Raw genomic sequence first — 22,223 nt, 5'->3', positions numbered from 1 at the left:
TGCAAATTGCGGCATCTGCCGATCAGACAGTCAGGTGGCGGCGGGCCTCCGGCGTATCCAGCGTCTCGGCAAGCCCTTCATGCACGATTTCGCCGCGGTCCATGATGTAAACATAGTCGGCAAGCTCGCGGCAGAAATCGAGATACTGCTCGACGAGCAGGATCGCCATGCCGGTGGAGTCGCGCAGGTAACGGATCGCCCGGCCGATATCCTTGATGATCGACGGCTGAATGCCCTCGGTCGGCTCGTCGAGCACGAGAATCCGAGGCCGCGTCACCATGGCCCGCCCGATCGCCAACTGCTGCTGCTGCCCGCCGGAAAGATCGCCGCCGCGACGTGACAACATCGACTTCAGCACCGGGAAGAGACTGAAGATGTCATCGGGGATGTTGCGGTCGCGGCGGCCAAGCGGAGCAAAGCCGGTTTCGAGATTTTCCTTGACGGTGAGCAGCGGGAAGATTTCGCGCCCCTGCGGCACATAGCCGATACCCTGCTTGGCGCGGGCAAAGGGCGGCAGGCCGTTGAGCTTGGTATCATTGAAGGTGACGGTACCGGCCGACAGCGGATGCTGGCCGGTAACGGCGCGAAGAAGAGAACTCTTCCCCACGCCGTTACGCCCCAGCACGCAGGTGATCTTGCCCATCTCCGCTTTGATCGAGATGCCGCGCAGCGCCTGAGCGGCACCGTAGTGGAGGTTTGCGTTTTCGATTGTCAGCATGATGCCGTCTCCTGAATCTTTGCGGGTCCAAAAAAGACCCCTCCCCAACCCCTCCCCACAAGGGGGAGGGGCAAACTCGGAGCTGCCCTCCCACTCCCCAGGAGATCATAGACAAGCTGGCGCTCGTAGCGATGAGCGAGCCTCTTGGTTAAGCCCCTCCCCCTTGTGGGGAGGGGTTGGGGAGGGGCAACACACCCACAAACATCCGATGCATCCATCGTCCCTCACCGCCCCAAATAGTTCTCGATGACCTTCGGATCCGAACTCACAAAGTCGATCGAGCCTTCCGCCAACACCGAGCCTTCAGCAAGGCAGGTCACCTTGACGCCGAGGTCTCGGATGAAGCCCATGTCATGTTCGACGACGACGACCGACCGGGTTTTGGCGATATCCTTGAGCAGGATTGCAGTTTCCGCCGTCTCCGCATCGGTCATGCCGGCCACCGGCTCGTCGACCAGCAGGAGCTTCGGCTCCTGCGCCAGCAGCATGCCGATCTCCAGCCATTGTTTCTGCCCGTGCGAGAGATTGGCGGCGAATTCGTCGCGGCGATGCGTCAGCCGCACCGTTTCGAGGATCTCCTCGATGCGCGTCTTGTCCTCGCCCGAAAGCCGGTAGAACAGCGTTGAGAACACGCCGCGACGGCGGTTCAACGCCAGCTCCAGATTGTCCCAGACCGTATGGCTCTCGAAGACCGTCGGCTTCTGGAACTTGCGGCCGATGCCGAGCTGGGCGATATCGGCCTCGTCCTTCTTGGTGAGATCGATCGTGCCGTTGAAGAAAACTTCGCCCTCGTCGGGCCTGGTCTTGCCGGTGATGATATCCATCATCGTCGTCTTGCCGGCGCCGTTCGGGCCGATGATGGCTCTGAGTTCACCGGGTTCGATGACGATCGACAGCGAATTCAGCGCCTTGAAGCCGTCGAAGGAAACCGAGACGCCGTTGAGATAAAGCACGCTGGTGGGTTTGACGTCGGGGATCATGGCGCTCACTCCGCTGCCTGGATTTTCGGCTCGATACCGTCTTCCTCAACAGCCGGCGGGGCAGCCTTGGAGACGACCTTCCGCTTGCCGAGATATTGCGAAATCGTGCCGACGACGCCCTTCGGCAGGAACAGCGTGACGGCGACGAAGAGACCGCCCAGCGCAAACAGCCAGAACTCCGGGAAGAGGCCGGTGAAGATCGTCTTGCCGCCGTTGACGAGGATCGCGCCGATGATCGGACCGATCAGCGTCGCCCGCCCGCCCACCGCCGTCCAGATGACGACTTCGATCGAATTGGCAGGCGCGAATTCGCCGGGATTGATAATGCCGACCTGCGGCACGTAGAGCGCACCGGCAATACCAGCCATCATCGCCGAGACGACGAAGGTGAAGAGCTTGAAGTGCTCGACGCGGTAGCCGAGGAAGCGCGTGCGGCTTTCCGCATCGCGCAGGCCGACCAGCACCTTGCCGAACTTCGAGCGCACGATCGCCGAGGCAAGCAGCAGCGACAGAGCCAGGAAGATCGCAGTTGCCGCAAAGAGGACTGCACGCGTGCCGTCAGCCTGGACGTTGAAACCGATAATGTCCTTGAAATCGGTAAGGCCGTTATTGCCGCCGAAGCCCATGTCGTTGCGGAAGAAGGCCAGCAGCAGCGCGTAAGTCATCGCCTGGGTAATGATCGAGAGATAGACGCCATTGACGCGTGAGCGGAAGGCAAACCAGCCGAAGACGAAGGCGAGCAGGCCGGGCACAACGAGCACCATCAGCGCCGCAAACCAGAAATGGTTGAAGCCGTACCAGAACCAGGGCAGATCCTTCCAGTTCAGGAACACCATGAAGTCGGGCAGAACAGGGTCTCCGTAGCTGCCGCGCGTGCCGATCTGGCGCATCAGATACATGCCCATCGCATAGCCACCGAGCGCAAAGAAGGCACCGTGGCCGAGGGAGAGGATGCCGCAGAAGCCCCAGACGAGATCAAGCGCCAGCGCCAGCAGCGCATAGGTCAGATACTTGCCGAACAGCGACATGATATAAGTCGGCACGTGCAGCGGATTGGCCGGCCCCGTCATCAGGTTCAGGACCGGCACGAGGACCGCGACCAGAAGCAGGAGGGCGATGGCAACGACGATCTTGCGATCGAGTGATCGGAGAAGGAAGGCCGTTATCATGCTTCCACCGCCCTTCCTTTGAGTGCGAAGAGCCCGCGGGGACGCTTCTGGATGAAGAGAATGATGAGGACGAGCACCAGAATTTTGCCGAGCACGGCGCCGGCGAAGGGCTCGAGGAACTTGTTGACGACACCGAGGGAGAGTGCACCGACCAGCGTACCCCAGAGATTACCGACACCGCCGAAGACGACGACCATGAAGCTGTCGATGATGTAGGATTGACCGAGGTTCGGCGAGACATTGTCGATCTGACTGAGCGCCACGCCGGCGATGCCGGCAATGCCCGAGCCGAGCGCGAAGGTGAAGGCATCAACCCAGCCGGTGCGGATGCCCATCGACGACGCCATGCGCCGGTTCTGCGTAACCGCACGCATCTGCAGGCCGAAGGCGGACCGCTTGAGCAGCAGGAGCAGCGCCACAAAGACCACCATCGAAAAGACGATGATCCACAGTCGGTTCCAGGTGATGGAGAGCCCGCCGAGATCGAAGACGCCGGACATCCAGGTCGGATTGCGGACCTCGCGGTTGGTCGGGCCGAAGATGCTGCGCACCGCCTGCTGCAGGATGAGCGACACGCCCCAGGTGGCGAGCAGCGTTTCGAGCGGCCGGCCGTAGAGATAGCGGATGACGGCGCGCTCGATCACCAGACCGACGAAGCCGGTAAAGACGAAGGCCGCAGGCACGGCAAAGGCCAGCGAATAATCGGCAAGTTCAGGAAAGGCGGAGGTGATGTACTCCTGCACCACATAGGTGGTGTAGGCGCCGATCATCACCATCTCGCCATGCGCCATGTTGATGACGCCCATGACGCCGAAAGTGATGGCAAGGCCGATCGCGGCAAGCAGCAGTACCGAGCCGAGAGACAATCCGTACCAGATGTTCTGGACGACATCCCACAGCGCCAGGCTGCGATTGATGGTGCTGATATCCGCCTGGATCGCCGGCTTCAGGTCGTCAGGCGCGGTTTCGAGAGTGGTCGTGAGGATGGTCAGTGCATCGCGGTTACCGCGCGCCGCGATCGTATCGATCGCAGCCTTCTTGTCTTCGACGCTCGCATCCGTCTTGAGCAGCAGCACTGCGCGCGCCGCTTCCATCGTATTCTTGATCTCAGCGTCCTTTTCGGCCGCAAGCGCCGAGTTCAGCAGGTCGAGATTGGCGGGATCGGCATCTTTCAGAAGGCCCTGCGCCGCGGCAAGCCGCGCGGAACGGTCCGGGCTCATCAGCGTCAGCTGGCTGGTAGCGGCGCCGATGACGCCGCGAAGCGCGTTGTTGATCTTGACCTTCGTCATCAGATCCGGATCGACATCGGCAGCGGCTTCGCCGGTGATCGGATCGGAATAGGTCGGTTCGTCATCGGTACCGCCCTGGAGGAGAACCGGGCCGCCATCGGAATTGACGTAGAGAAGGCCGTCGCTCAACTGCTGCAGGATCTGGCTGACATGCTGGTCCTTGGATGCGACCAGCGCTTTGATGGCCGCTTCCCGTTCCGGGAAATCGCCGACGCCGAGCGCGTCGACAAGCACGTGGATATCGTCCTGGGCCTGGACTTCGCTCGAGATTATCACGCCCGAAAAAGCAAAGCCTGAAAATACGAGGCCCGAAAATGTCAGGCAAATCGTGATGAGGAAAATCTTTATGGCGCGATACATCGGCTTTCTCGCCCTTGATAGTGTTGGCCTCGCGGCGCAATCGCTGGGACGGAGCTTCCGCCCGGGATCAAACCGGACGGAAGCCTTCATGCAATCATCGGATCGCGGTCGTACTCAGGAGCCCTTGCCACCGCACTTGCCGGTAGCGACGTTGAAGTTGCCGCAGGACATCGGCTTGCGCCAATCGGAGATCAGGTCCTTGGAGTCAGGGAGGAAGTCCGACCATTCGTCGCCGACGACGGCAGGTGTCTGCTGGACGATTTCGAACTGGCCGTCGGCCTGGATTTCACCGATCAGCACCGGCTTGGTGATGTGGTGGTTCGGCATGACCGTCGCATAACCGCCGGAGAGGTTCGGAACGCTGACGCCGATGATGGTGTCGAGAACCTTGTCGGTATCGGTCGTGCCGGCAGCCTGGACGGCCTTAACCCATGCATTGAAGCCGATATACGCAGCTTCCATCGGGTCGTTCGTCACGCGCTTGTCGTTCTTGGTGAAGGCGTGCCAGTCCTTGATGAACTTCTTGTTGGCAGGGCTTTCGACCGACTCGAAGTAGTTCCAGGCAGCGAGATGGCCGACGAGCGGCTTGGTGTCGAGGCCGGCAAGCTCTTCTTCGCCAACCGAGAAGGCGACGACGGGGATGTCTGTTGCCTTGATGCCCTTGTTGCCCAGTTCCTTGTAGAACGGAACGTTGGCATCGCCGTTGATCGTGGAGACGACGGCGGTCTTCTTGCCGGCCGAACCGAATTCCTTGATCTTGGAAACTTCGGTTTGCCAGTCGGAGAAGCCGAACGGCGTGTAGTTGGTCATGATGTCTTCTTTCGGAATACCCTTCGAAATCAGGTATGCCTCGAGAATCTTGTTGGTCGTGCGCGGATAAACGTAGTCCGTACCTTCGAGAACGAAGCGCTTGACGCCTTCTTTTTCCATCAGGTAGTCGACGGCAGGGATGGCCTGCTGGTTCGGAGCAGCACCGGTGTAGAAGATGTTGCGCGAGGACTCTTCGCCTTCATACTGGACCGGGTAGAAGAGGATCGAGTTGGTCTCTTCGAAAACCGGCAGAACGGACTTGCGCGACGAGGACGTCCAGCAACCGAAGACGGCGGCAACCTTGTCCTTCTGGATCAGCTCACGTGCCTTTTCGGCAAACAGCGGCCAGTCGGAAGCCGGGTCGACGACGACAGCCTCGAGCTTCTTGCCGAGAAGGCCGCCCTTCTTGTTCTGCTCGTCGATGAGCATCAGCATGGCATCCTTGAGCGTGGTCTCGGAGATCGCCATGGTGCCGGAGAGCGAGTGCAGAATGCCGACCTTGATCGTGTCGTCGGCGGCAACTGCACTGCCGAAGGCAGCCGACGCCGCCATGATGGCGCCGAGCGCTGCGCCCGTAATAGTGGATTTGAGATTCATCTGGTTGAACTCCCCTCTTCTTGTTCCGCAACAGACCGGAAACGGAGATTAACTGTTGCTTAAAGAACTATCGGGTGCTGCAGCGCGAAAACACATACGTCGATTGACGTAGGCGCCGGGGGCAAACAGGCAGGCCGGAAGAGGTGGCATCCCCACGAAGCGGGAGATGCCCGGTCGATCCTCTCGCAGGAATTATCCGTCGATCGTCAAGACGATCGACGTCGGACCGTAAGAGAGGCTCGCCCTATGGCCTGCGACGGTCAGCTTTTCGAAGGCGCCAGTCACGGCGCTCGCCTTCAGGATCTCGATCTTGGTTCCAGGCGTCGGGACAAACCCGTCGGCAAGCGTCACATCGAGCTCGCCGGCCAGCACCGCCTTGCCATGGACGATCAGCGTACCCTCGCCGTTCGCGCCGAGCCTCGGCTTCAACACGGCCGTGGCAAGCTGCTGATAGTCGCCGCCGACGGTCACGGGCTTTTCCGCCGCCAGAACGAGCGAACCGCGGTCGGCCGTCAGGCCGCCTGTACCGAAGGCCGAGGGCGATAGGGCCACCAGTGCGCCCTCTTCCAGCACGGTACCGCCGGCATAGCTGTTGGCGCCCGACAGCCCGAGAATGCCGCTGCCGCGCTTCACCAGCCTGCCATTGCCGGTGATGTCGTTCCGCCAGGTGTCGATCGAATTGAAACCGCCCTTTGCCGCGTCCATCGTCACGGTCACGTCCTGTTCGAACGCACCGTAACCGTCGGCCGCCGCAAAGAGGTTGAGACGGCCGTAACCTTCCGCATCGTCGAGCAGCGGGTAGCCGGAGGCGATCTCCGTCGACTTCAGCACGGCGCGGCGCTGCTCGCCGCCCAGATAGGGCAGACGCGTTTCGAGAAGCGCTTCGGCGCCCTGCGGCACGCGCGCCGGCTGATCGGTCGCATGGATCGTCGGCAGGCCGTAGCTCAAGCGCTGCAGCACGTAGGCGCGATTGGCGTCATGATCGGCGAAACGGTCTGCGGCCAACGGTGCTGCATGGGCCGCAACCTCGAGTGCACCCGCATCCGCAACGCCTGATTTGGCGACGAGCCATGACTGCGCTTGGGCGTAGGCATCGCTCTTCAGCGCGGCATTGTCGGCCTTGTTCAGATTGTAGACGACCGTGGCCGTGCCAAGCATCCGGCCGCCCATCACGTCGAGAGGAGAATGCATGCCGGCGAGGATGCGGTCTTCGCCCAGCTCGCTGGCACCCGTGATCATTTCCTGAAAGCGCTGCGGCACGAGATAGGCCATGGCCAGTGCATCCCGCCAGGCTTCCGCCGTATGCCCGCTCGGGAAACCGCCGTCCTCGGCCGGCTTGCCACCCTTGGCCGGCTCCAGCGTTGGGACGACCGATACGTCCTGGCTCCAGCGGTAGGGGCGGGCATATTTGAAATAGCGTTTGGCCGGCTCCGTCGAGCCGTCACCGCTGGCGGCGTTGATGAAGTCGATCGCAAGTCCCATATCGGGGTTAGCGTCGGTCTTGTTTTCCGCATCCGGCTTGCTGCCGGCGCCGCGATTGTTGCCCTTGTCATCATATTTGACCGTCGTCGCATCGGCTGCCACCTCGGTGATCGTGGTGGTCTGCTTCGAGCCGGCCTTCCAGGCATCCGTCAGCGGACCGAGGCCATCGACGATGCTGGCATTCTTGCCGCGCCGATCGTCGAGATAGGCGGCGACGGCCTGATCGGCCGTCCGCGCCCGCGTCGCTTTGACGACATAGGCGATGTTGGCGTCATGGACGGCCTGGTTGACGATATGGCCGTCGGTCTTGCTGGAAGGAATGCCGTCCCAATCCGTCTTGGCGACCGCCGGGCAATTATGCTTGGCCGGGGCCTCGACACCCGCATCGACGAAAGGCGTGCGCGGGGTCCAGATTTCGAGGAAGCCGGAGAGAAGATGAACGGCGGCGTTGGTGTCCACCGTCGAGAAGCAGGCGTCACCACGTTTGTTGGTGTTTCCGGCCTGCGCATAAGGCGCTTTCGCCGCCGTCGCCTGCTCGGCGCTGGCAAGCGATGGCACGATGGAAAGAAGGCAGACGAGGGCGGTGCTCAGGCGGCAAAGGCTTAAAACAGACATGGTGATACCCGAAATGATTGAACGAACGCCGGGAGAGTTAGAGCTCTCATGTGACAGATCAATTGCAAAAATATTGCCATTCTGTGAACCTGTCGGTGCCCGCCTCTTGCCTTTCCCAACCATCCCGCCAAAACTGCCGGAGAGACGATGAGCCCAACCGGAATGCCGGAAAGGAAGACATGGCAGCGCGCCAACGCATCATTCCGGTGAGACGCGAATACAATCGCTGGGTCGCCAACCAGACGCTGGAAGATTACGCGTTGCGCTTCACCGCAAAGAGCGCTCGCCATTTCTCCTCGCAGCGGATCTCGCAGACGGCGATCGGCGCGATCTCCTTTCTGGCGCTGGAGGCGATCGGCGGCGCGATCACTCTTTCCTACGGCACGACCAACGCCTTTTACGCCATTATCGTCGCCTCGGTCGCCATGCTGGCGATCGGCCTGCCGATCAGCCGCTACGCCATCCGCCACGGCGTCGACATCGATCTTCTGACGCGTGGCGCGGGCTTCGGCTATATCGGCTCGACCATCACCTCGCTGATCTATGCGAGCTTCACCTTCATGCTGTTTGCGATCGAGGCATCGATCATGTCCGGCGCGCTGGAGCTCACCCTCGGCATCCCGCTCTGGATCGGCTACATCATCAGCGCCGTCATGGTAATCCCGCTGGTGACGCACGGCGTGCGGCTGATCAGCAAGTTCCAGCTGATGACCCAGCCCTTTTGGATCGTGCTGAATATCCTTCCCTTGATCTTCATCGCCTTGTTGGACTGGGAAAAATTCGATCTCTGGCGCGCCTTCGCCGGCATCCGCCATGCCTCCGGCCCGCCCGGCACCATCGCCGAATTCGATCTGGTGGAATTCGGCGCTGCCTCCGCCGTCATCCTGGCGCTGATGTCGCAGATCGGCGAACAGGCCGACTTCCTGCGCTTCCTGCCGCCGGACCCGCAGCGCAAGTGGCGCCACCGCCTGGCGATCTTTCTCGCCGGGCCCGGCTGGGTCATCATCGGCGCGCCGAAGCTGCTTGCCGGTTCATTTCTGGTCGTGCTGACCTTCACCTCGGGCGTCCCCCTCGATCGCGCCGCCGACCCGGCGCAAATGTATCTGACCGCCTTCGGCTACATGGTCCCCTGGCACAATGCCGCGCTGCTGTTGATGGCCGCCTTCGTCGTCGTCTCGCAGCTGAAGATCAACGTGATGAACGCCTATGCCGGCTCGCTCGCCTGGTCCAACTTCTTCTCGCGGCTAACCCACAGCCATCCCGGCCGCGTCATCTGGCTGGTGTTCAACGTCGCAATCGCCCTGCTTCTGATGGAACTCGGCATCTACCGGCTGCTGGAGGAAACACTCGGCATCTTCTCGATCATTGCGATGGCCTGGCTCTGCACGATCTCCGCCGATCTCTTCATCAACAAGCCGCTGGGCCTTGCTCCCCCCGGCATCGAGTTCAAGCGCGCCCATCTCTACGACATCAACCCCGTCGGCCTCGGCGCCATGACTTTGTCGGCGGCCGTATCGCTGATCGCTCATTTCGGCGCCTTCGGCGATATTGCCGCCTCGCTCGCGCCCTATATCACCCTCGTCGTCGCATTGATCGCCTCGCCTGTCATCGCCTGGGCGACCAAAGGCAAGTTCTATCTCGCCCGCAAGCCACGCCACAGCTGGAAGAACCTGACGAGCATCACCTGCTCGGTCTGCGAACATCCCTTCGAACCGGAGGACATGGCCTGGTGTCCGGCCTATGCCGCGCCGATCTGCTCGCTCTGCTGTTCGCTCGACAGCCGCTGCCACGACATGTGCAAGCCGGCCGCCCGTTTCAACGCCCAAGTCGGCACCGTCGCCAAGGTGCTGCTGCCTCAGACCATCATCGAGAAGCTGACGACTCGCCTCGGCCGCTACGGCACCGCCGTCGTGCTGGCATTGACCGCCATCGGCGCCATCCTGGCAATGATCGCCCATCAGGTCGCCGCCGCCTCGCCTGAAACGGCCGAGGTCGTCAACCGCACCATCCTCATCGTCTTCTTCGTCTTCTCGGTGATATCAGGCGTCGTCTGCTGGTTCTATGTGCTTGCCCATGACAGCCGCGTCGTCGCCGAGGAGGAATCCTCGCGCCAGAACACGCTGCTGCTCAAGGAAATCGCCGCCCACAAGAAAACCGACGCCGCCTTGCAGAACGCCAAGGAAACCGCCGAGGCCGCCAACCGGGCCAAGAGCCGCTATGTCGTCGGCTTGAGCCACGAGTTGCGCACACCGTTGAACGCCGTGCTCGGCTACGCCCAGATCCTCGAGCGCGACGAAACGATCCCGACGCCGCGCCAATCTTCGATCAAGGTCATCCGCCGCAGCGCCGAACATCTCTCCGGCCTGATCGACGGCCTGCTCGATATCTCGAAGATCGAGGCCGGCCGCCTGCAGGTCTATTCGAACGAGATCAACATCCAGGATTTCCTCGACCAGATCGTCGATATGTTCCGCCCGCAGGCCCAGGCGAAGGGGCTCGTCTTCATCCATGAACGCCCGCCGGCCTTGCCGCAATTCGTTCGCACCGATGAGAAACGGCTGCGCCAGATCCTCGTCAACCTGCTCTCCAACGCCATCAAGTTCACCGACGAGGGTAGCGTCACCTTCGATGTCGGCTATCGCAGCCAGGTCGCGACTTTCACCGTCGCCGATACCGGGCGCGGCATCAGTGAGAAAGACCTGACCCGCATCTACGAGCCTTTCCAGCGTGGCGAGGCCGAAAGCGTGCGGCCAATGCCGGGGCTCGGCCTCGGCCTCACGATCACCCGGCTTCTGACCAACACGCTGGGTGGCGAGATCTCGGTTTCGAGCGTGAAGGACGAAGGCTCGAGCTTCCGCGTCCGCCTGATGTTGTCCGCCGTCATGCGCGCCGTGGCCGCCGCACCGCAGGAAAAGCGCATTGTCAGCTATGACGGCCCGCGTCGGACGGTCGTCGTCGTCGACGATAACGAGGACCATCGCGAGATGATGCGCGAAATCCTGGCGCCGCTCGATTTCATCGTGCTGACGGCAGCGGGCGGCGGCGAATGCCTGACGCTGATCGAGGGCATTATGCCGGACCTCTTCCTTGTCGATATCCTGATGCCCGGCATGAACGGCTGGCAGCTCGTCTCGCGTCTGCGTGAGGCCGGCCAGACGGCGCCAGTGCTGATGCTCTCGGCCAATATCGGTGACGCGGCTGTTCTCAGCGACAGCGACGACAGCCACAATGATGCCATCGGCAAGCCGGTCGATATCCGCCAACTCCGTGATAAGCTCGCCCTGCATCTTGGCCTGAAGTGGATCTATGCCGATGCCGCGCCAGCCGTTCCCGTTAAGATCGAAGCGCCGATACTGAGCCCCGGTGCTGCCCATGTGCAGGAACTGCTGCGGCTCGGCGAGATCGGCTATATCAGAGGCATCGAAGCCAAGCTTTCGGACCTTGCCAGGGTGGAGGCAAATCAGCCATTCACCGATGAACTTCGCACCTATGTCGCCGCCTTCGATCTCGCCGGCTTCATGACCTTCCTGCACGACTTCGACGAAAAGGTGGAATCCATTGGCTGAGCCGGCCTCCCTCCCCCGTGACATCGTTCTGCTCGTCGACGACTCGGCCGAAGCACTCGGCTTCTTGACCGACGCACTCGAACAATCCGGCTTCTCCGTGCTGATCGCCACGTCGGGCACGGCGGCGCTTGGTATCGTCGAGCGCATCACGCCCGATCTCATCCTGCTGGACGCGGTGATGCCGAGCATGGACGGCTTCGAGACCTGCCGTCGGCTGAAGGCGAACGCTGCGGCGGCGCAGGTACCTGTCATCTTCATGACGGGCCTGACCGAGACTGAGCATGTTGTGCACGCGCTGGAATCCGGCGGCGTCGATTATCTCAGCAAGCCGATCAACATCGACGAACTGCGCGCCCGCATCCGTGTCCATTTGCGCAACGCTCGCTCGGCCCAAAGCGCCCGCATTGCGCTGGACGCAGCCGGCCGCCATCTGCTGGCAGTCAAGGGCGACGGCGCCATCCACTGGTCAACGCCGCAGGCGACACGGCTGGTCAATGCCGCGATGGGCAGCGACGACGGCATGGAAATCGTCGTACGCCATATCGCTGGCTGGATGCGCGACCGGGTCGCGGCCGTGCGCGACGGCATCATCTCGATCGCCCATGCTGGCCAGGCAGCGCTGCAGCTCGCCTTCCTGGGCGCAATCGGCCCTGACGAATATCTCTTCCGCCTCACCGCCGCCAATCAGCGCAGCGACGACGAGGTGCTGCGTCAGCGCTTCTCGCTCACCCAGCGCGAATCCGAAGTGCTGCTCTGGATCGCCAAGGGCAAAGCCAACCGCGACATCGGCGAAATATTGGGACTGTCGGCGCGGACGGTAAACAAGCACCTCGAACAGATTTACGTGAAGCTCGGCGTCGAGAACCGGGCCTCGGCCGCCGTGAAAGCCACGCATGTGCTGTACGAGATGTGAGATGGTGTTGGAGGCTGGAACAGGATGATCTTAGGCCAGTTCGGCCTAAAATCTGAATCCTGTTCTAAATTAAATAGTGAGGGCATGATGTCGTCCGAAAACCGCTCATGCTTTTCGGCATCATGCTCTAGGCGCTAAACCACCCGATTCGGCGCATCCCTGCCCTCGAAAAACGCCGTCACGTTGTCGACCACCTTCATGCCCATGGCGGTCCGCGTCTCTTCCGTGGCACTGCCGAGATGCGGCAGTACCACGACGTTCTCCATCCGCCGCAGTGCCTCCGGCACATCAGGTTCCGCCTCGTAGACGTCAAGCCCGGCGCCGCGGATCTTGCCCGCCTTGAGGGCTGCAATCAGCGCCGCCTCATCCACCACGTCGCCACGCGCCGTATTGATGAGAAAGGCGCCCGGCTTCATCGCCGCAAGCCGTGCCGCATTCATCAGGTGTCGGTTCTCTGCTCCACCAGGGCAATGCAGCGAGACGAAATCGGCCACCGCCAGCACGGCCTCGATCGTCGGCAGCTGCCGCGCGCCGCAACGCGCCGCCTCCGCCGGATCGATCGGCGAACGGTTGAAGAACACCACATCCATGCCGAATCCGAAATGGCAGCGTTGCGCGAAGGCCTTGCCGATCCGACCGAAACCGATGATGCCGACCGTCTTCCCGGTCACCTTGGTGCCGACCATATGCGTCGGGCACCAGCCCTTCCATTCACCAGTGCGTACCTGCCTCTCGCCCTCGCCGCCGCGCCGGGCAATGGAGAGCAGCAGCAGCATGGCGATATCGGCCGTGCAGTCGGTCAGCACGCCCGGCGTGTTCGTGACCGCAATGCCTCTCTCCCTGGCAGCTGATATATCGATGTGATTGTAGCCGACGCCGAAATTGCCGAGGATCTTGGTGACGACAGGGGCGCCGTCGAAGACGGCGGCCGGCAACCGGTCGGAAACCGTCGGCAATACGGCATCATAGGTCGAGAGCGCCAGCCGCAGCTCGTTTTCGCCGAGCGGAATATCGTCACGATTGAACGTCGCATCGAAACGTTCGGCAAGGACAGTTTCCACCGTGGCTGGCCAGCGCCGGGTGACGAGAATGCGGGGTTTGGACATGGACAGTTCCGCTCAATGCTTCAAAACGATGCCAAGAGTTAGACCAGCCAGTCGAAAATTGAAACGTCCGCAAAAAGAAAGAAGCCCGGCCGGAACCGGGCTTCGATAATTTTATCCCATAAAGGGGAGCGAGGCTTACATGCCCTGCGGGAAGTAGCTGTACTTGCCGTCCGGACCCTTCTTCCATTCGTACATGATGTAGCCAGGGATCTTCGGGTCGCCCTTTTCGTCGAACGAAATGTCGCCGAGAACGGTCGGGAACGGGCCCTTTTCCTTCATGGCCTTGGCAACGGCCTCAGGATCCAGCGAACCGGCAGCCTTGGCGGCCCCGGCGATCGTCTGCATCGCAGCGTAGGAGTAGAGCGTGTAGGCTTCCGGATTGAAACCAGCGGCCTTGAACTTTTCGACGAGTTCCTTGTTCGCAGGGTTCGCCGTCGGATCGGGGCCGAAGGTGTTCAGCGTACCGGCGACGGCGTCACCAGCAATCGAGGCCAGTTCGTTCGAAACGATACCGTCGCCCGAAACCAGCGTCGCCTTCAGACCCTGGTCAGCCGCCTGGCGGATGATGAGACCAGCTTCGGTGTGCAGACCACCCCAATAGATGATCGAGACGCCGGCTTCCTTCATCTTGGCGATGAGGGCCGAGAAGTCCTTGTCGCCGACGTTGATGCCTTCATAAATGACTTCCGTGACGCCGGCGGCGTTCATAGCCTTCTTGGTTTCGTCGGCAAGGCCCTGACCGTAGGGGGTCTTGTCGTGAACGACAGCGATCTTGGCGTCCTTGAAGTGATCGGCAAGATACTTGCCGGCGATGGCACCCTGCTGGTCGTCACGGCCGCAGGTGCGGAACGTGTTCCAGAGGCCCCGTTCGGTGAAGGTCGGGTTCGTCGCGGCCGGGGTGATTTCGAGGATGCCGTTTTCGGCATAGACTTCCGAAGCCGGGATCGAAACGCCCGAGTTGAAGTGGCCGATGACGAACTTGACGCCGTCAGCAGCGAACTTGTTGGCGACCGAGATGCCCTGCTTCGGGTCGGAGACGTCGTCGCCGAGTTCGATCTTGATCTGTTCGCCGTTGATGCCGCCAGCCGCGTTGATGTCGGCGACCGCCTGCTCCGCACCCTTCTGGAGCTGAGCGCCGAACGCAGCGTTCGGGCCAGTCAGCGGACCAGCGACAGCGATGAGAACGTCGGCCCACGCGTTGCCGCTGAAGGCGAGCATCGCCGTCAGAGCCACTGCCGACAGAAGAGACTTTTTCATATTATTACTCCCAATTTTTGGGCGGGTTCCGGTCCAAGGCCCAGCGCACTACCCACCATTGACTGCGCCAGGAAAGCTGTTCCACTCGGAAGGCGATTCATGCCTAGTTTCAACGGACTGTCAATGTTTGTCCTTCCACGAAAACGCGGAAGTTTTTTCGTACAGCCAGTAATAGTTGTTAACCATCTGATTGGTGCGGCGGTAGCGGAAGCCGGCCGTAGAGAACACCAGCAGCGTCACGAAGTCGAGGATATAGTAGAAGGCGCTGAGCATCGGGCCATTGAACAGGGCATGATGCAGGAACTGCATCGCCCAGGCGAGCAGGAATGTATAGACGATGACCAACGGATAGTCGGCCCAGCCTTCGGCAACCGCTTTGCCGGCGCGCCATGCCGTCCAGAAGCCTAAGAGCAAGACGATGACACGGATCGCCACAAGGGAGCCGGCATCCGCTTCGAAGAAAAGTCCCTGCATGTCAAACTCTCCTTTCGACCTAGTGTCTTCCGCCTTCGAGATAGGCGGCGCGAACCTCGGGATTGGCAAGAAGCTCCTTGCCGGAGCCGCTCATCGTCACCTTGCCGTTCACCATCACGTAGGCGCGGTGAGAAAGCCTGAGGGCGGCGAACGCGTTCTGCTCGACGAGGAAAACGGTCAGCCCCTCCGCCTCGTTGAGCTTCTTGATCGCCTCGAAGATGCCCTTGACGATCAGCGGCGCAAGACCGAGCGAGGGTTCATCGAGAAGCAGCAGCTTCGGGCGCGCCATCAGCGCGCGGCCGATCGACAGCATCTGTTGCTCACCACCCGAAAGTGTTCCGCCCCGCTGGGCGTGACGTTCCTTAAGCCGCGGGAAGAGCGTAAAGATCTTCTCGACGTCTTCGGCGAAGTGTTTCAGATTGTCGAGGCCGGCGCCCATCTGAAGATTTTCCAGAACCGTCATGCGCGGGAAGATGCGGCGGCCTTCCGGCGACTGTGCAATGCGTAGACGGGCGATTTCATGCGTCGGCATGCGGGTGATGTCGCGGCCCTCGAAGACCACCGAACCGATGCGGGCCTGCGGGCTGCCGCAGATCGTCATCATCAGTGTCGACTTGCCGGCGCCATTGGCGCCGATCAGGCTAACGATCTCGCCCTTGTTGACGTGGACATCGACGCCGGCCAGCGCCCGGATATTGCCGTAATAGGTTTCGACGCTATTCACCTGAAGGAGCGGTTGACCCGTCATTACTTCATCGCCCATCAGTTTGCGCCTCCTTCGAGCTGCTCGACGGCTGCGATCACCTCTTCCACTTCTTCATCCTCGACGCCAAGATAGGCCGCGATGACCCTCGGATCGTTCTTCACGTGATCCGGCGTGCCATCGGAAATCTTCTGACCATATTCGAGGACGACGACGTGGTCGGAGATTTCCATGACCACCGACATGTCGTGCTCGATCAGCAGGATCGACGTTCCTGTTTCGGCGCGAATGCTCTTCAGCAGCGCGTTGAGCGTTGCCGATTCCCGTGGGTTGAGGCCGGCAGCCGGCTCGTCCAGGCAAAGCAGCTCCGGACCGGTACACATGGCGCGGGCAATTTCGAGACGCCGCTGGGCGCCATAGGGCAGGTCGCCGGCCGGGTCGTCGGCGCGGTCGATCAGGTCGGCCTTCTCGAGCCAAAAACGGGCGAGCTCGATTGCAGCGGCCGCTTCCCGCCTATAGGGGCCGACACCGATAAGGCCGAGGATCGTATAACCCGATGCCTTCATCAGCTTGTTGTGCTGGGCAACCAGCAGGTTTTCGAGAACGGTCAGGCCGGAGAACAGCCGGATGTTCTGGAAGGTGCGTGCGACCTTGGCTTCCCTGGTGATGCGAAAGTCCGGCAGACGCTCGAGCAGATATTGCTTGCCGCTCTTCTGGTTGAACGTGATCATGCCCATCGTCGGCTTGTAGAAGCCGGTGATGCAGTTGAAGACAGTGGTCTTGCCGGCGCCGTTCGGCCCGATCAGCGCGGTGATATCGCCGCGCTTGGCTTCGAAGGAGAAGTCGTTGATGGCCATCAGGCCGCCGAACTTCATCGACAGGTGCTCGACCTTGAGAAGAGTGTCGTCAGACATCGTATTCTTTACAGGGCTCATCAACCATGGCCCTCCTTGATGAAGCTTCCGGATATCGCCTTGCGCGCTCTGAGGAAGGCTGTCGGCTCACGCGAGCCGACGAAGCCGCGCGGCTTGAACAGCATGACGACGACCATGGCGAGGCCGAAGATCAACATGCGGTAGAGTTCGGGCGTAAAATCGGGTCCGAAGATCAGTTTTAGGAAGCCCATGCTGCGCAACAACTCGGTGCCGCCGACCATGACGATGGCGGCGATCGCGATGCCGGTCAGCGAGCCCATGCCGCCGAGAACGACGATGGCCAGAATGACGGCCGATTCCAGGAAGACGAAGGATTCCGGCGAAACGAAGCCCTGGCGGGCGGCGAAGAACGAGCCGGCGAAACCGGCAAACATCGCGCCCGTCGCAAAGGCAGTGAGCTTGGTCGTCACCGTATTGATGCCGAGGGAACGGCAGGCGATCTCGTCTTCGCGCAAGGCTTCCCAGGCGCGTCCGATCGGCATGCGGCGCAGGCGGATGGTGACATAGGCCGTCAGCATGCAGAGCGCCAGGATCAGGTAAAAGAGGAAGATCTTGTAATAGGCCGAAGAGATCGGCAGGTGAAAGAGCTTGGCAAAGCCGCCGGCCGTCGCATCGAAGGGAATGCCGAAGAGTGTTGCCTTCGGGATGCTCGAGATACCGAAGGTGCCCTTCGTCACTTGAGTCCAGTTGATGAGGACGAGACGAATGATTTCACCGAAGGCAAGCGTCACGATGGCGAGGTAATCGCCGCGTAGGCGCAGCACCGGGAAGCCGAGAATGACGCCCCAGAGTGCCGCGAACATGCCCGAAAGCGGCAATAGCATCCAGAAGGACAGGCCGAAATAGGTCGAAAGCAGCGCGTAGGAATAAGCGCCGACGGCATAGAAGGCGACATAGCCGAGGTCGAGCAGGCCGGCGAGGCCGACGACGATGTTCAGCCCCCAGGCCAGCATCACATAGATCAAGATCTGGATGCCGAAATTGTCGACATATGTCAGCGAGCCCTGAGGGCCTTTGATCGCCACCACCACCATAGGATAAAGCAGCAGCGCGATCAGCGCGATCTTCAGGAAATGCCGGTGGAAGAAGCTCTTCTCGGTTGAGATGTCGAGTTCGCCGTGTCTCGCCTTTGCCAGCTTGCGGCTGTCGAGATGCGGCCGCAGGAAAACCACCGTGGCGAAGCGGCCGATGGCGGCGATCGCGACGAAGATCGCAAGCAGGCCCCAGCGCTGGACAATGATCAGTTCGTTGCTGATGTTCTGGTCGGTCTTGAGGCCGACATAGAGAACGAACATGCCGAACGACAGGACTGCGGCGAAAAGAGCTTCGGTAAGGCCTTTGCGGACAAGTCCGGCATCGGGCTTGCCTGCAGAATTTTCGATTTTTGCCATGACGTTATACCTTCTCGACTTCCGGCCGCCCGAGGATGCCGGTCGGCTTGAAGATCAACACGAAAGCCAGGATCGCAAAGGTCGCGACGTCCTTGTAGGCGATGGTGAAGTATGCCGACCACAGCGACTCGATAAGGCCGATAAGTAGGCCGCCGAAGACGGCGCCGGGTAACGAACCGATACCGCCGAGAACGGCTGCCGTGAAGGCCTTCACACCAGGCGTGAAGCCGTCGTTAAACGAGGCGACGCCATAATACATCAGGTACATCGTGCCGGCGACGGCTGCGAGTGCCGCACCCATAACGAAAGTGATCGAGATCGTCTGGTCGACGTTGACGCCGAGCAGCGCCGCCATCTTGCGATCCTGCTCAGTGGCGCGCTGGGCACGGCCGAGTGCGGTACGATTGACGATGTACCAGAAGATCGTCAGCAGCACCGCCGTGATCACGATGATGATGATCTGTTTCAGCGACACCGAGATGTTGCCGAACTGGTAGACCGAGCTCACCATCGGCGGAATCGGCTTGTTGCGCGGACCCTGTGTCACCTGGATGAAGTTGGACAGCGTGATCGACATGCCGATCGCGGTAATCAGCGGCGCCAGGCGGAAGGAACCGCGCAGGGGACGGTATGCGACGCGCTCGATCGTCCAATTCCATAAACTCGTCATCAACATCGCGACGACAAGCATCGCCAACAGCAGAACTGCCACCGGGAGACCTGCGAAGATGGATGTGAGGACGAGGAAGACGATAAGAGCGGCGAAACCACCAAGCATGAAGATGTCGCCATGGGCGAAATTGATCATGCCGATAATGCCGTAAACCATCGTATAGCCAATAGCCACAAGGCCATAGATGGATCCGAGCGTCAGCCCGTTTAAGAGCTGCTGGACGAAATACTCCATATGTCGTTTTCCCCTGGATGCGAGCGAAACACGCTGCATCTCTTTTTGGTTCTTCAGTTCTCCGTTTCAGAGAACCTCATAGGCCGAATGCATAGCGGTTTCGTTGGAAATGTGAAGACAAAAAGGATTTACTCCGACAGATTCTTGTCAGAACAGGCCTAAATGGCGCGTTTTGAACCAAAATCCACAGAAAAACGGCAGAGCAGGGCCTATTTTTAGCCAGAAACTGCCACTGGATTAACCATCCGGAGATATCGCCGTCGATTTCTTGCTCCACTTGCCGCGTAAGCTATTCCACAGAATTGGAAGATGGAGCAAATTCAGACCCCAAGGCAGCCTCTTTGACGAATGTCATTTCACGAGCGATGCCTGATCTTCGTCTGACAAGGCTGAAAACTTATGGTAGCATCATCTGGCTGTGCATTGAGGGATGCGGAGCACGACGGGGAACACCATATAAACTCGAGTATCTGGTTGTGACAGGGGGTTTGCGGACGAGCGACAATGGGTGCTCGCCGCGTGGCGAACGGCAAAAGGACAATGCTGAGGACATTTGAAAAGGCGGCGCTCGAAGCCGGCAGGGCCATCATCACGATCCTGCGCGAAGGCTTCCCCGTCGCTATGAAGGCGGATGCAAGTCCGGTCACGGTCGCCGATGAGGAAGCCGAACGCATCATCCTCGCTCATCTCGCCAGAGATTATCCCGAAATACCCGTCGTGGCGGAAGAATCGGTTGCCGCCGGCAAGGTGCCCGACATTGCCGGCCGTGGCTTCTTCCTGGTCGACCCTCTCGACGGCACGCGCGAGTTCGTCGACGGGCGGCAGGAATTCACCGTCAACATCGCCTATATCGAGAACGGCGCCCCGGTGGCGGGCATTGTCTACGCGCCAGCGCTCGGGCTTGCCTTTTCGGGAGAACGCGGCCACGCCGAAAAGCTCGTCGTCACGGACGATTTCGCAGTTGGCGCTCGCAGCACAATCACTGTGCGCGAACAGCCCGCCGACAGGCTGGCGCTTGCAAGCCTTCGCCACAACAGCCCCGAGACCGGAAGCTTTCTCGCCGACCACGCGATCTTCAAATGCACCAATATCGGCTCCTCGCTGAAATTCTGCCTGCTGGCCGAGGGAAAGGCCGACGTCTATCCGCGCTTTACCCGCACGATGGAATGGGACACCGCGGCCGGCGATGCGGTGCTGCGCGCCGCCGGCGGTTCGACGGTGACGCTGGACGGAATGCCGCTGACCTACGGCAAGACGGGAAAGGCGGCCGATTTCGACTTCGCCAACCCGAACTTCATCTCCTGGGGCGGCAGGAAACGCATCCTCGAACCGGCGTGACCATCCTCAGGATCGCTGAAGACCGGCAAGCGGCGCGATTCTCTGCATCGTAACCATGAGCTCAGACCTGTCGCGACAATCCGCGACCGGCCTCCGGCGTGCGCGCCTCAACTGAGCAAGCGTCCCTCCTTAAAGCGCGTCCACGATTCCCTTTCCAGCTGTGAAGTGATTCGCGTTATCGGCCCTCATTGAGCGATTCGGCGGCGAATCCGTTGCCCTGCATCTTTTCAAGACGCCGCGCGCCAACAATCCTGCCTTGGTTTTGTCACATTTCAGCACGCCTTCGACAGTGCTCGATATCTTCATCCGAAAAATTTCGCCGCGTGTTCCGTTAAGAAATATGCTTAAGAGACCCGGCGCACGTGTCGAAACAGCACGTCGCCAACCCCCGGTGAACCCCTGCCAAAGGCCTAAAAACTTTGACAAAATTCCAATTATTAACGAAATATCATGAGCTTGCCTCAACTTAACGCAAGTGCGAAAGATTTGTTGCGATGCGATATTTCTCTGGACACCATTACACAATTGTCGCATTTTTCCGTTTTAGTAGGGTTACTAAGACCTGAGTGCAGCCCTGGTGACAGGGTTAACCATTGATCGCCTATTGCCGCCGCGCCCCCTCGAAGACAACAGAGTACGATCCTTGAGCATCACGGAACTAAACAACAGCATTTCGACAGAGTCCTTCCGGCCGAGCCGCCGCCAGCAGCCCAGCCTGAAGATCCAGACCCCTGTTATCCATAGCGATGCGCCGCAGGCGCCGTTGGTGGATCTCGTCCTGAAGAGGGCGTTCGACATTTTTTCGTCGTTGAGCGCCCTCCTCGTCCTCGCCCCTTTCCTTCTGTTCGTCGCCCTGCTGATCAAGCTTGACAGCCCGGGACCAGTGCTTTTCAAGCAGACCCGCTGGGGCAAGAACTGCAAGGCCATCAAGGTCTACAAGTTCCGTTCCATGCGCACCGACCTTTGCGACGTCTCCGGCATTGCCCAGACGGTCAAGGACGACCCGCGCGTCACCCGCATCGGTGCCATTCTACGCCGGACGAATGTCGATGAATTGCCGCAGCTGCTGAACGTGCTGCTGGGCCATATGTCGATCGTCGGCCCGCGTTGCCACGCAATCGGCATGCGCGCCGGCGGCGTGCTCTACGAAGAGCTCGTACCGGAATACCATCAGCGCCATGCGATGCGTCCAGGCATGACCGGTCTTGCCCAGATGCGTGGCCTGCGCGGCCCGACCGATCGTCCGGCCAAGGCGCGCGCCCGCATTGCCAGCGATCTCTACTACGTCGGGAATTTCTCGATCTGGATGGACATCCGCATCATTGTCGGAACCGTCGTTTCGGAGCTGACCGGCGGTAAAGGCTTCTAAGCTTTAAGCTTTGTGAGAAGGGGCCGGCTGCCTTATGCATGTCGCCCACAAATGTGCAGCGGTTTTGGGAAACCGACATGCACGAGACAAAGACCTAAAGCGCGATGTAACGCGCTTTAGAGCGGTTCATCGCTTCTCGGAATCGCTAGATTCTCGAATCAGCAAATATGTGATTCCTGATGGGTACTGGAAAGGAGGCCAGTATCCATGACACGACCATATTCCAATGATCTTCGTGAAAGAG

Annotated in this window: 17 protein-coding genes; 4 read left to right on the top strand and 13 right to left on the bottom strand. The window is 60.7% G+C overall.

The genetic code is table 11. The features are described 5' to 3' along the window. Window positions 1–22: 22 nt before the first annotated feature. The 6 genes from urtE to ACIPSK_RS23130 all read right to left on the bottom strand — a co-directional run bounded on the left by urtE (window position 23) and on the right by ACIPSK_RS23130 (window position 8,020). Complete coding sequence (gene urtE, locus ACIPSK_RS23155; protein WP_162117960.1) at window positions 23–718, bottom strand: urea ABC transporter ATP-binding subunit UrtE; 696 nt, start codon at window positions 716–718, stop codon at window positions 23–25. Between the two features lie 224 nt (window positions 719–942). Further along, entirely contained in the window at window positions 943–1,698 is a 756-nt protein-coding gene (urtD, locus tag ACIPSK_RS23150; RefSeq protein WP_020486145.1) for an urea ABC transporter ATP-binding protein UrtD, read from the bottom strand. A gap of 5 nt (window positions 1,699–1,703) precedes the next feature. Next, entirely contained in the window at window positions 1,704–2,867 is a 1,164-nt protein-coding gene (gene urtC / locus ACIPSK_RS23145) for an urea ABC transporter permease subunit UrtC (RefSeq protein ID WP_222280940.1), read from the bottom strand. After that, entirely contained in the window at window positions 2,864–4,516 is a 1,653-nt protein-coding gene (gene urtB / locus ACIPSK_RS23140) for an urea ABC transporter permease subunit UrtB (RefSeq protein ID WP_162117954.1), read from the bottom strand. The genes urtC and urtB overlap by 4 nt, the downstream gene beginning before the upstream one ends. Before the next feature lie 114 nt (window positions 4,517–4,630). Beyond that, a complete protein-coding gene (urtA, locus tag ACIPSK_RS23135) occupies window positions 4,631–5,923 on the bottom strand; it encodes an urea ABC transporter substrate-binding protein (RefSeq protein WP_017965831.1) in 1,293 nt (430 codons plus the stop codon). A gap of 192 nt (window positions 5,924–6,115) precedes the next feature. Beyond that, window positions 6,116–8,020, bottom strand: a complete 1,905-nt coding sequence (locus ACIPSK_RS23130; protein ID WP_162117953.1) for an acid phosphatase — start codon at window positions 8,018–8,020, stop codon at window positions 6,116–6,118. A gap of 179 nt (window positions 8,021–8,199) precedes the next feature. Between ACIPSK_RS23130 and ACIPSK_RS23125 the strand changes: the two genes are divergently transcribed. Both ACIPSK_RS23125 and ACIPSK_RS23120 read left to right on the top strand, forming a co-directional pair. Next, window positions 8,200–11,586 (top strand): hybrid sensor histidine kinase/response regulator, encoded by a 3,387-nt coding sequence (locus ACIPSK_RS23125; RefSeq protein WP_162117952.1) that lies wholly within the window; start codon window positions 8,200–8,202, stop codon window positions 11,584–11,586. Beyond that, window positions 11,579–12,499, top strand: coding sequence for a response regulator transcription factor (locus ACIPSK_RS23120; RefSeq protein ID WP_017965834.1), 921 nt, complete (start codon window positions 11,579–11,581; stop codon window positions 12,497–12,499). Before ACIPSK_RS23125 ends, ACIPSK_RS23120 begins: the two co-directional genes overlap by 8 nt. Before the next feature lie 134 nt (window positions 12,500–12,633). Here the strand turns inward: ACIPSK_RS23120 and ACIPSK_RS23115 are convergent, their stop codons facing one another. The 7 genes from ACIPSK_RS23115 to ACIPSK_RS23085 all read right to left on the bottom strand — a co-directional run bounded on the left by ACIPSK_RS23115 (window position 12,634) and on the right by ACIPSK_RS23085 (window position 19,272). Continuing rightward, complete coding sequence (locus tag ACIPSK_RS23115) at window positions 12,634–13,605, bottom strand: 2-hydroxyacid dehydrogenase (RefSeq protein ID WP_162117951.1); 972 nt, start codon at window positions 13,603–13,605, stop codon at window positions 12,634–12,636. A 135-nt stretch (window positions 13,606–13,740) separates the two neighbouring features. Then, a complete protein-coding gene (locus ACIPSK_RS23110) occupies window positions 13,741–14,862 on the bottom strand; it encodes a branched-chain amino acid ABC transporter substrate-binding protein (protein WP_162117950.1) in 1,122 nt (373 codons plus the stop codon). A 120-nt stretch (window positions 14,863–14,982) separates the two neighbouring features. Then, window positions 14,983–15,336, bottom strand: coding sequence for a DUF6867 family protein (locus ACIPSK_RS23105; protein ID WP_017965837.1), 354 nt, complete (start codon window positions 15,334–15,336; stop codon window positions 14,983–14,985). A 19-nt stretch (window positions 15,337–15,355) separates the two neighbouring features. Next, complete coding sequence (locus ACIPSK_RS23100) at window positions 15,356–16,099, bottom strand: ABC transporter ATP-binding protein (protein ID WP_017965838.1); 744 nt, start codon at window positions 16,097–16,099, stop codon at window positions 15,356–15,358. Continuing rightward, on the bottom strand, window positions 16,099–16,974 hold the full coding sequence (locus ACIPSK_RS23095; protein WP_020486146.1) for an ABC transporter ATP-binding protein: 876 nt from the start codon (window positions 16,972–16,974) through the stop codon (window positions 16,099–16,101). Before ACIPSK_RS23095 ends, ACIPSK_RS23100 begins: the two co-directional genes overlap by 1 nt. Continuing rightward, window positions 16,974–18,365 carry a high-affinity branched-chain amino acid ABC transporter permease LivM gene (gene livM, locus ACIPSK_RS23090; protein ID WP_017965840.1) on the bottom strand — a complete coding sequence of 464 codons (1,392 nt, stop codon included), beginning with the start codon at window positions 18,363–18,365 and terminating at the stop codon, window positions 16,974–16,976. Before livM ends, ACIPSK_RS23095 begins: the two co-directional genes overlap by 1 nt. 4 nt (window positions 18,366–18,369) lie before the next feature. Then, window positions 18,370–19,272: a branched-chain amino acid ABC transporter permease gene (locus ACIPSK_RS23085; protein WP_017965841.1), complete on the bottom strand. Its 903-nt coding sequence runs from the start codon at window positions 19,270–19,272 to the stop codon at window positions 18,370–18,372. A gap of 540 nt (window positions 19,273–19,812) precedes the next feature. Here ACIPSK_RS23085 and cysQ point away from each other — a divergent pair. Together cysQ and ACIPSK_RS23075 are read left to right on the top strand one after the other, a co-directional pair. Next, the gene (gene cysQ, locus ACIPSK_RS23080; RefSeq protein ID WP_017965842.1) at window positions 19,813–20,610 is read left to right on the top strand and encodes a 3'(2'),5'-bisphosphate nucleotidase CysQ; all 798 of its coding nucleotides are present in this window, start codon (window positions 19,813–19,815) and stop codon (window positions 20,608–20,610) included. Between the two features lie 643 nt (window positions 20,611–21,253). After that, window positions 21,254–21,979 carry a sugar transferase gene (locus tag ACIPSK_RS23075; RefSeq protein WP_026154324.1) on the top strand — a complete coding sequence of 242 codons (726 nt, stop codon included), beginning with the start codon at window positions 21,254–21,256 and terminating at the stop codon, window positions 21,977–21,979. Window positions 21,980–22,223: the final 244 nt, after the last annotated feature.

Source organism: Rhizobium sp. LARHSG275 (genome assembly GCF_052871115.1).
Note: the sequence above shows the minus strand (reverse complement) of the source record. Positions and strands in the feature narration are given on the sequence as shown.

Bases quoted from the DNA above. Each gene is read 5' to 3' on its own strand.
- cysQ (WP_017965842.1), top strand. From the start codon at position 19,813: ATGCTGAGGACATTTGAAAAGGCGGCGCTCGAAGCCGGCAGGGCCATC.
- ACIPSK_RS23085 (WP_017965841.1), bottom strand. From the start codon at position 19,272: ATGGAGTATTTCGTCCAGCAGCTCTTAAACGGGCTGACGCTCGGATCC.
- ACIPSK_RS23115 (WP_162117951.1), bottom strand. From the start codon at position 13,605: ATGTCCAAACCCCGCATTCTCGTCACCCGGCGCTGGCCAGCCACGGTG.
- ACIPSK_RS23095 (WP_020486146.1), bottom strand. From the start codon at position 16,974: ATGAGCCCTGTAAAGAATACGATGTCTGACGACACTCTTCTCAAGGTC.
- urtB (WP_162117954.1), bottom strand. From the start codon at position 4,516: ATGTATCGCGCCATAAAGATTTTCCTCATCACGATTTGCCTGACATTT.
- ACIPSK_RS23125 (WP_162117952.1), top strand. From the start codon at position 8,200: ATGGCAGCGCGCCAACGCATCATTCCGGTGAGACGCGAATACAATCGC.
- urtC (WP_222280940.1), bottom strand. From the start codon at position 2,867: ATGATAACGGCCTTCCTTCTCCGATCACTCGATCGCAAGATCGTCGTT.
- urtA (WP_017965831.1), bottom strand. From the start codon at position 5,923: ATGAATCTCAAATCCACTATTACGGGCGCAGCGCTCGGCGCCATCATG.
- urtD (WP_020486145.1), bottom strand. From the start codon at position 1,698: ATGATCCCCGACGTCAAACCCACCAGCGTGCTTTATCTCAACGGCGTC.
- livM (WP_017965840.1), bottom strand. From the start codon at position 18,365: ATGGCAAAAATCGAAAATTCTGCAGGCAAGCCCGATGCCGGACTTGTC.
- urtE (WP_162117960.1), bottom strand. From the start codon at position 718: ATGCTGACAATCGAAAACGCAAACCTCCACTACGGTGCCGCTCAGGCG.
- ACIPSK_RS23110 (WP_162117950.1), bottom strand. From the start codon at position 14,862: ATGAAAAAGTCTCTTCTGTCGGCAGTGGCTCTGACGGCGATGCTCGCC.
- ACIPSK_RS23105 (WP_017965837.1), bottom strand. From the start codon at position 15,336: ATGCAGGGACTTTTCTTCGAAGCGGATGCCGGCTCCCTTGTGGCGATC.
- ACIPSK_RS23100 (WP_017965838.1), bottom strand. From the start codon at position 16,099: ATGGGCGATGAAGTAATGACGGGTCAACCGCTCCTTCAGGTGAATAGC.
- ACIPSK_RS23130 (WP_162117953.1), bottom strand. From the start codon at position 8,020: ATGTCTGTTTTAAGCCTTTGCCGCCTGAGCACCGCCCTCGTCTGCCTT.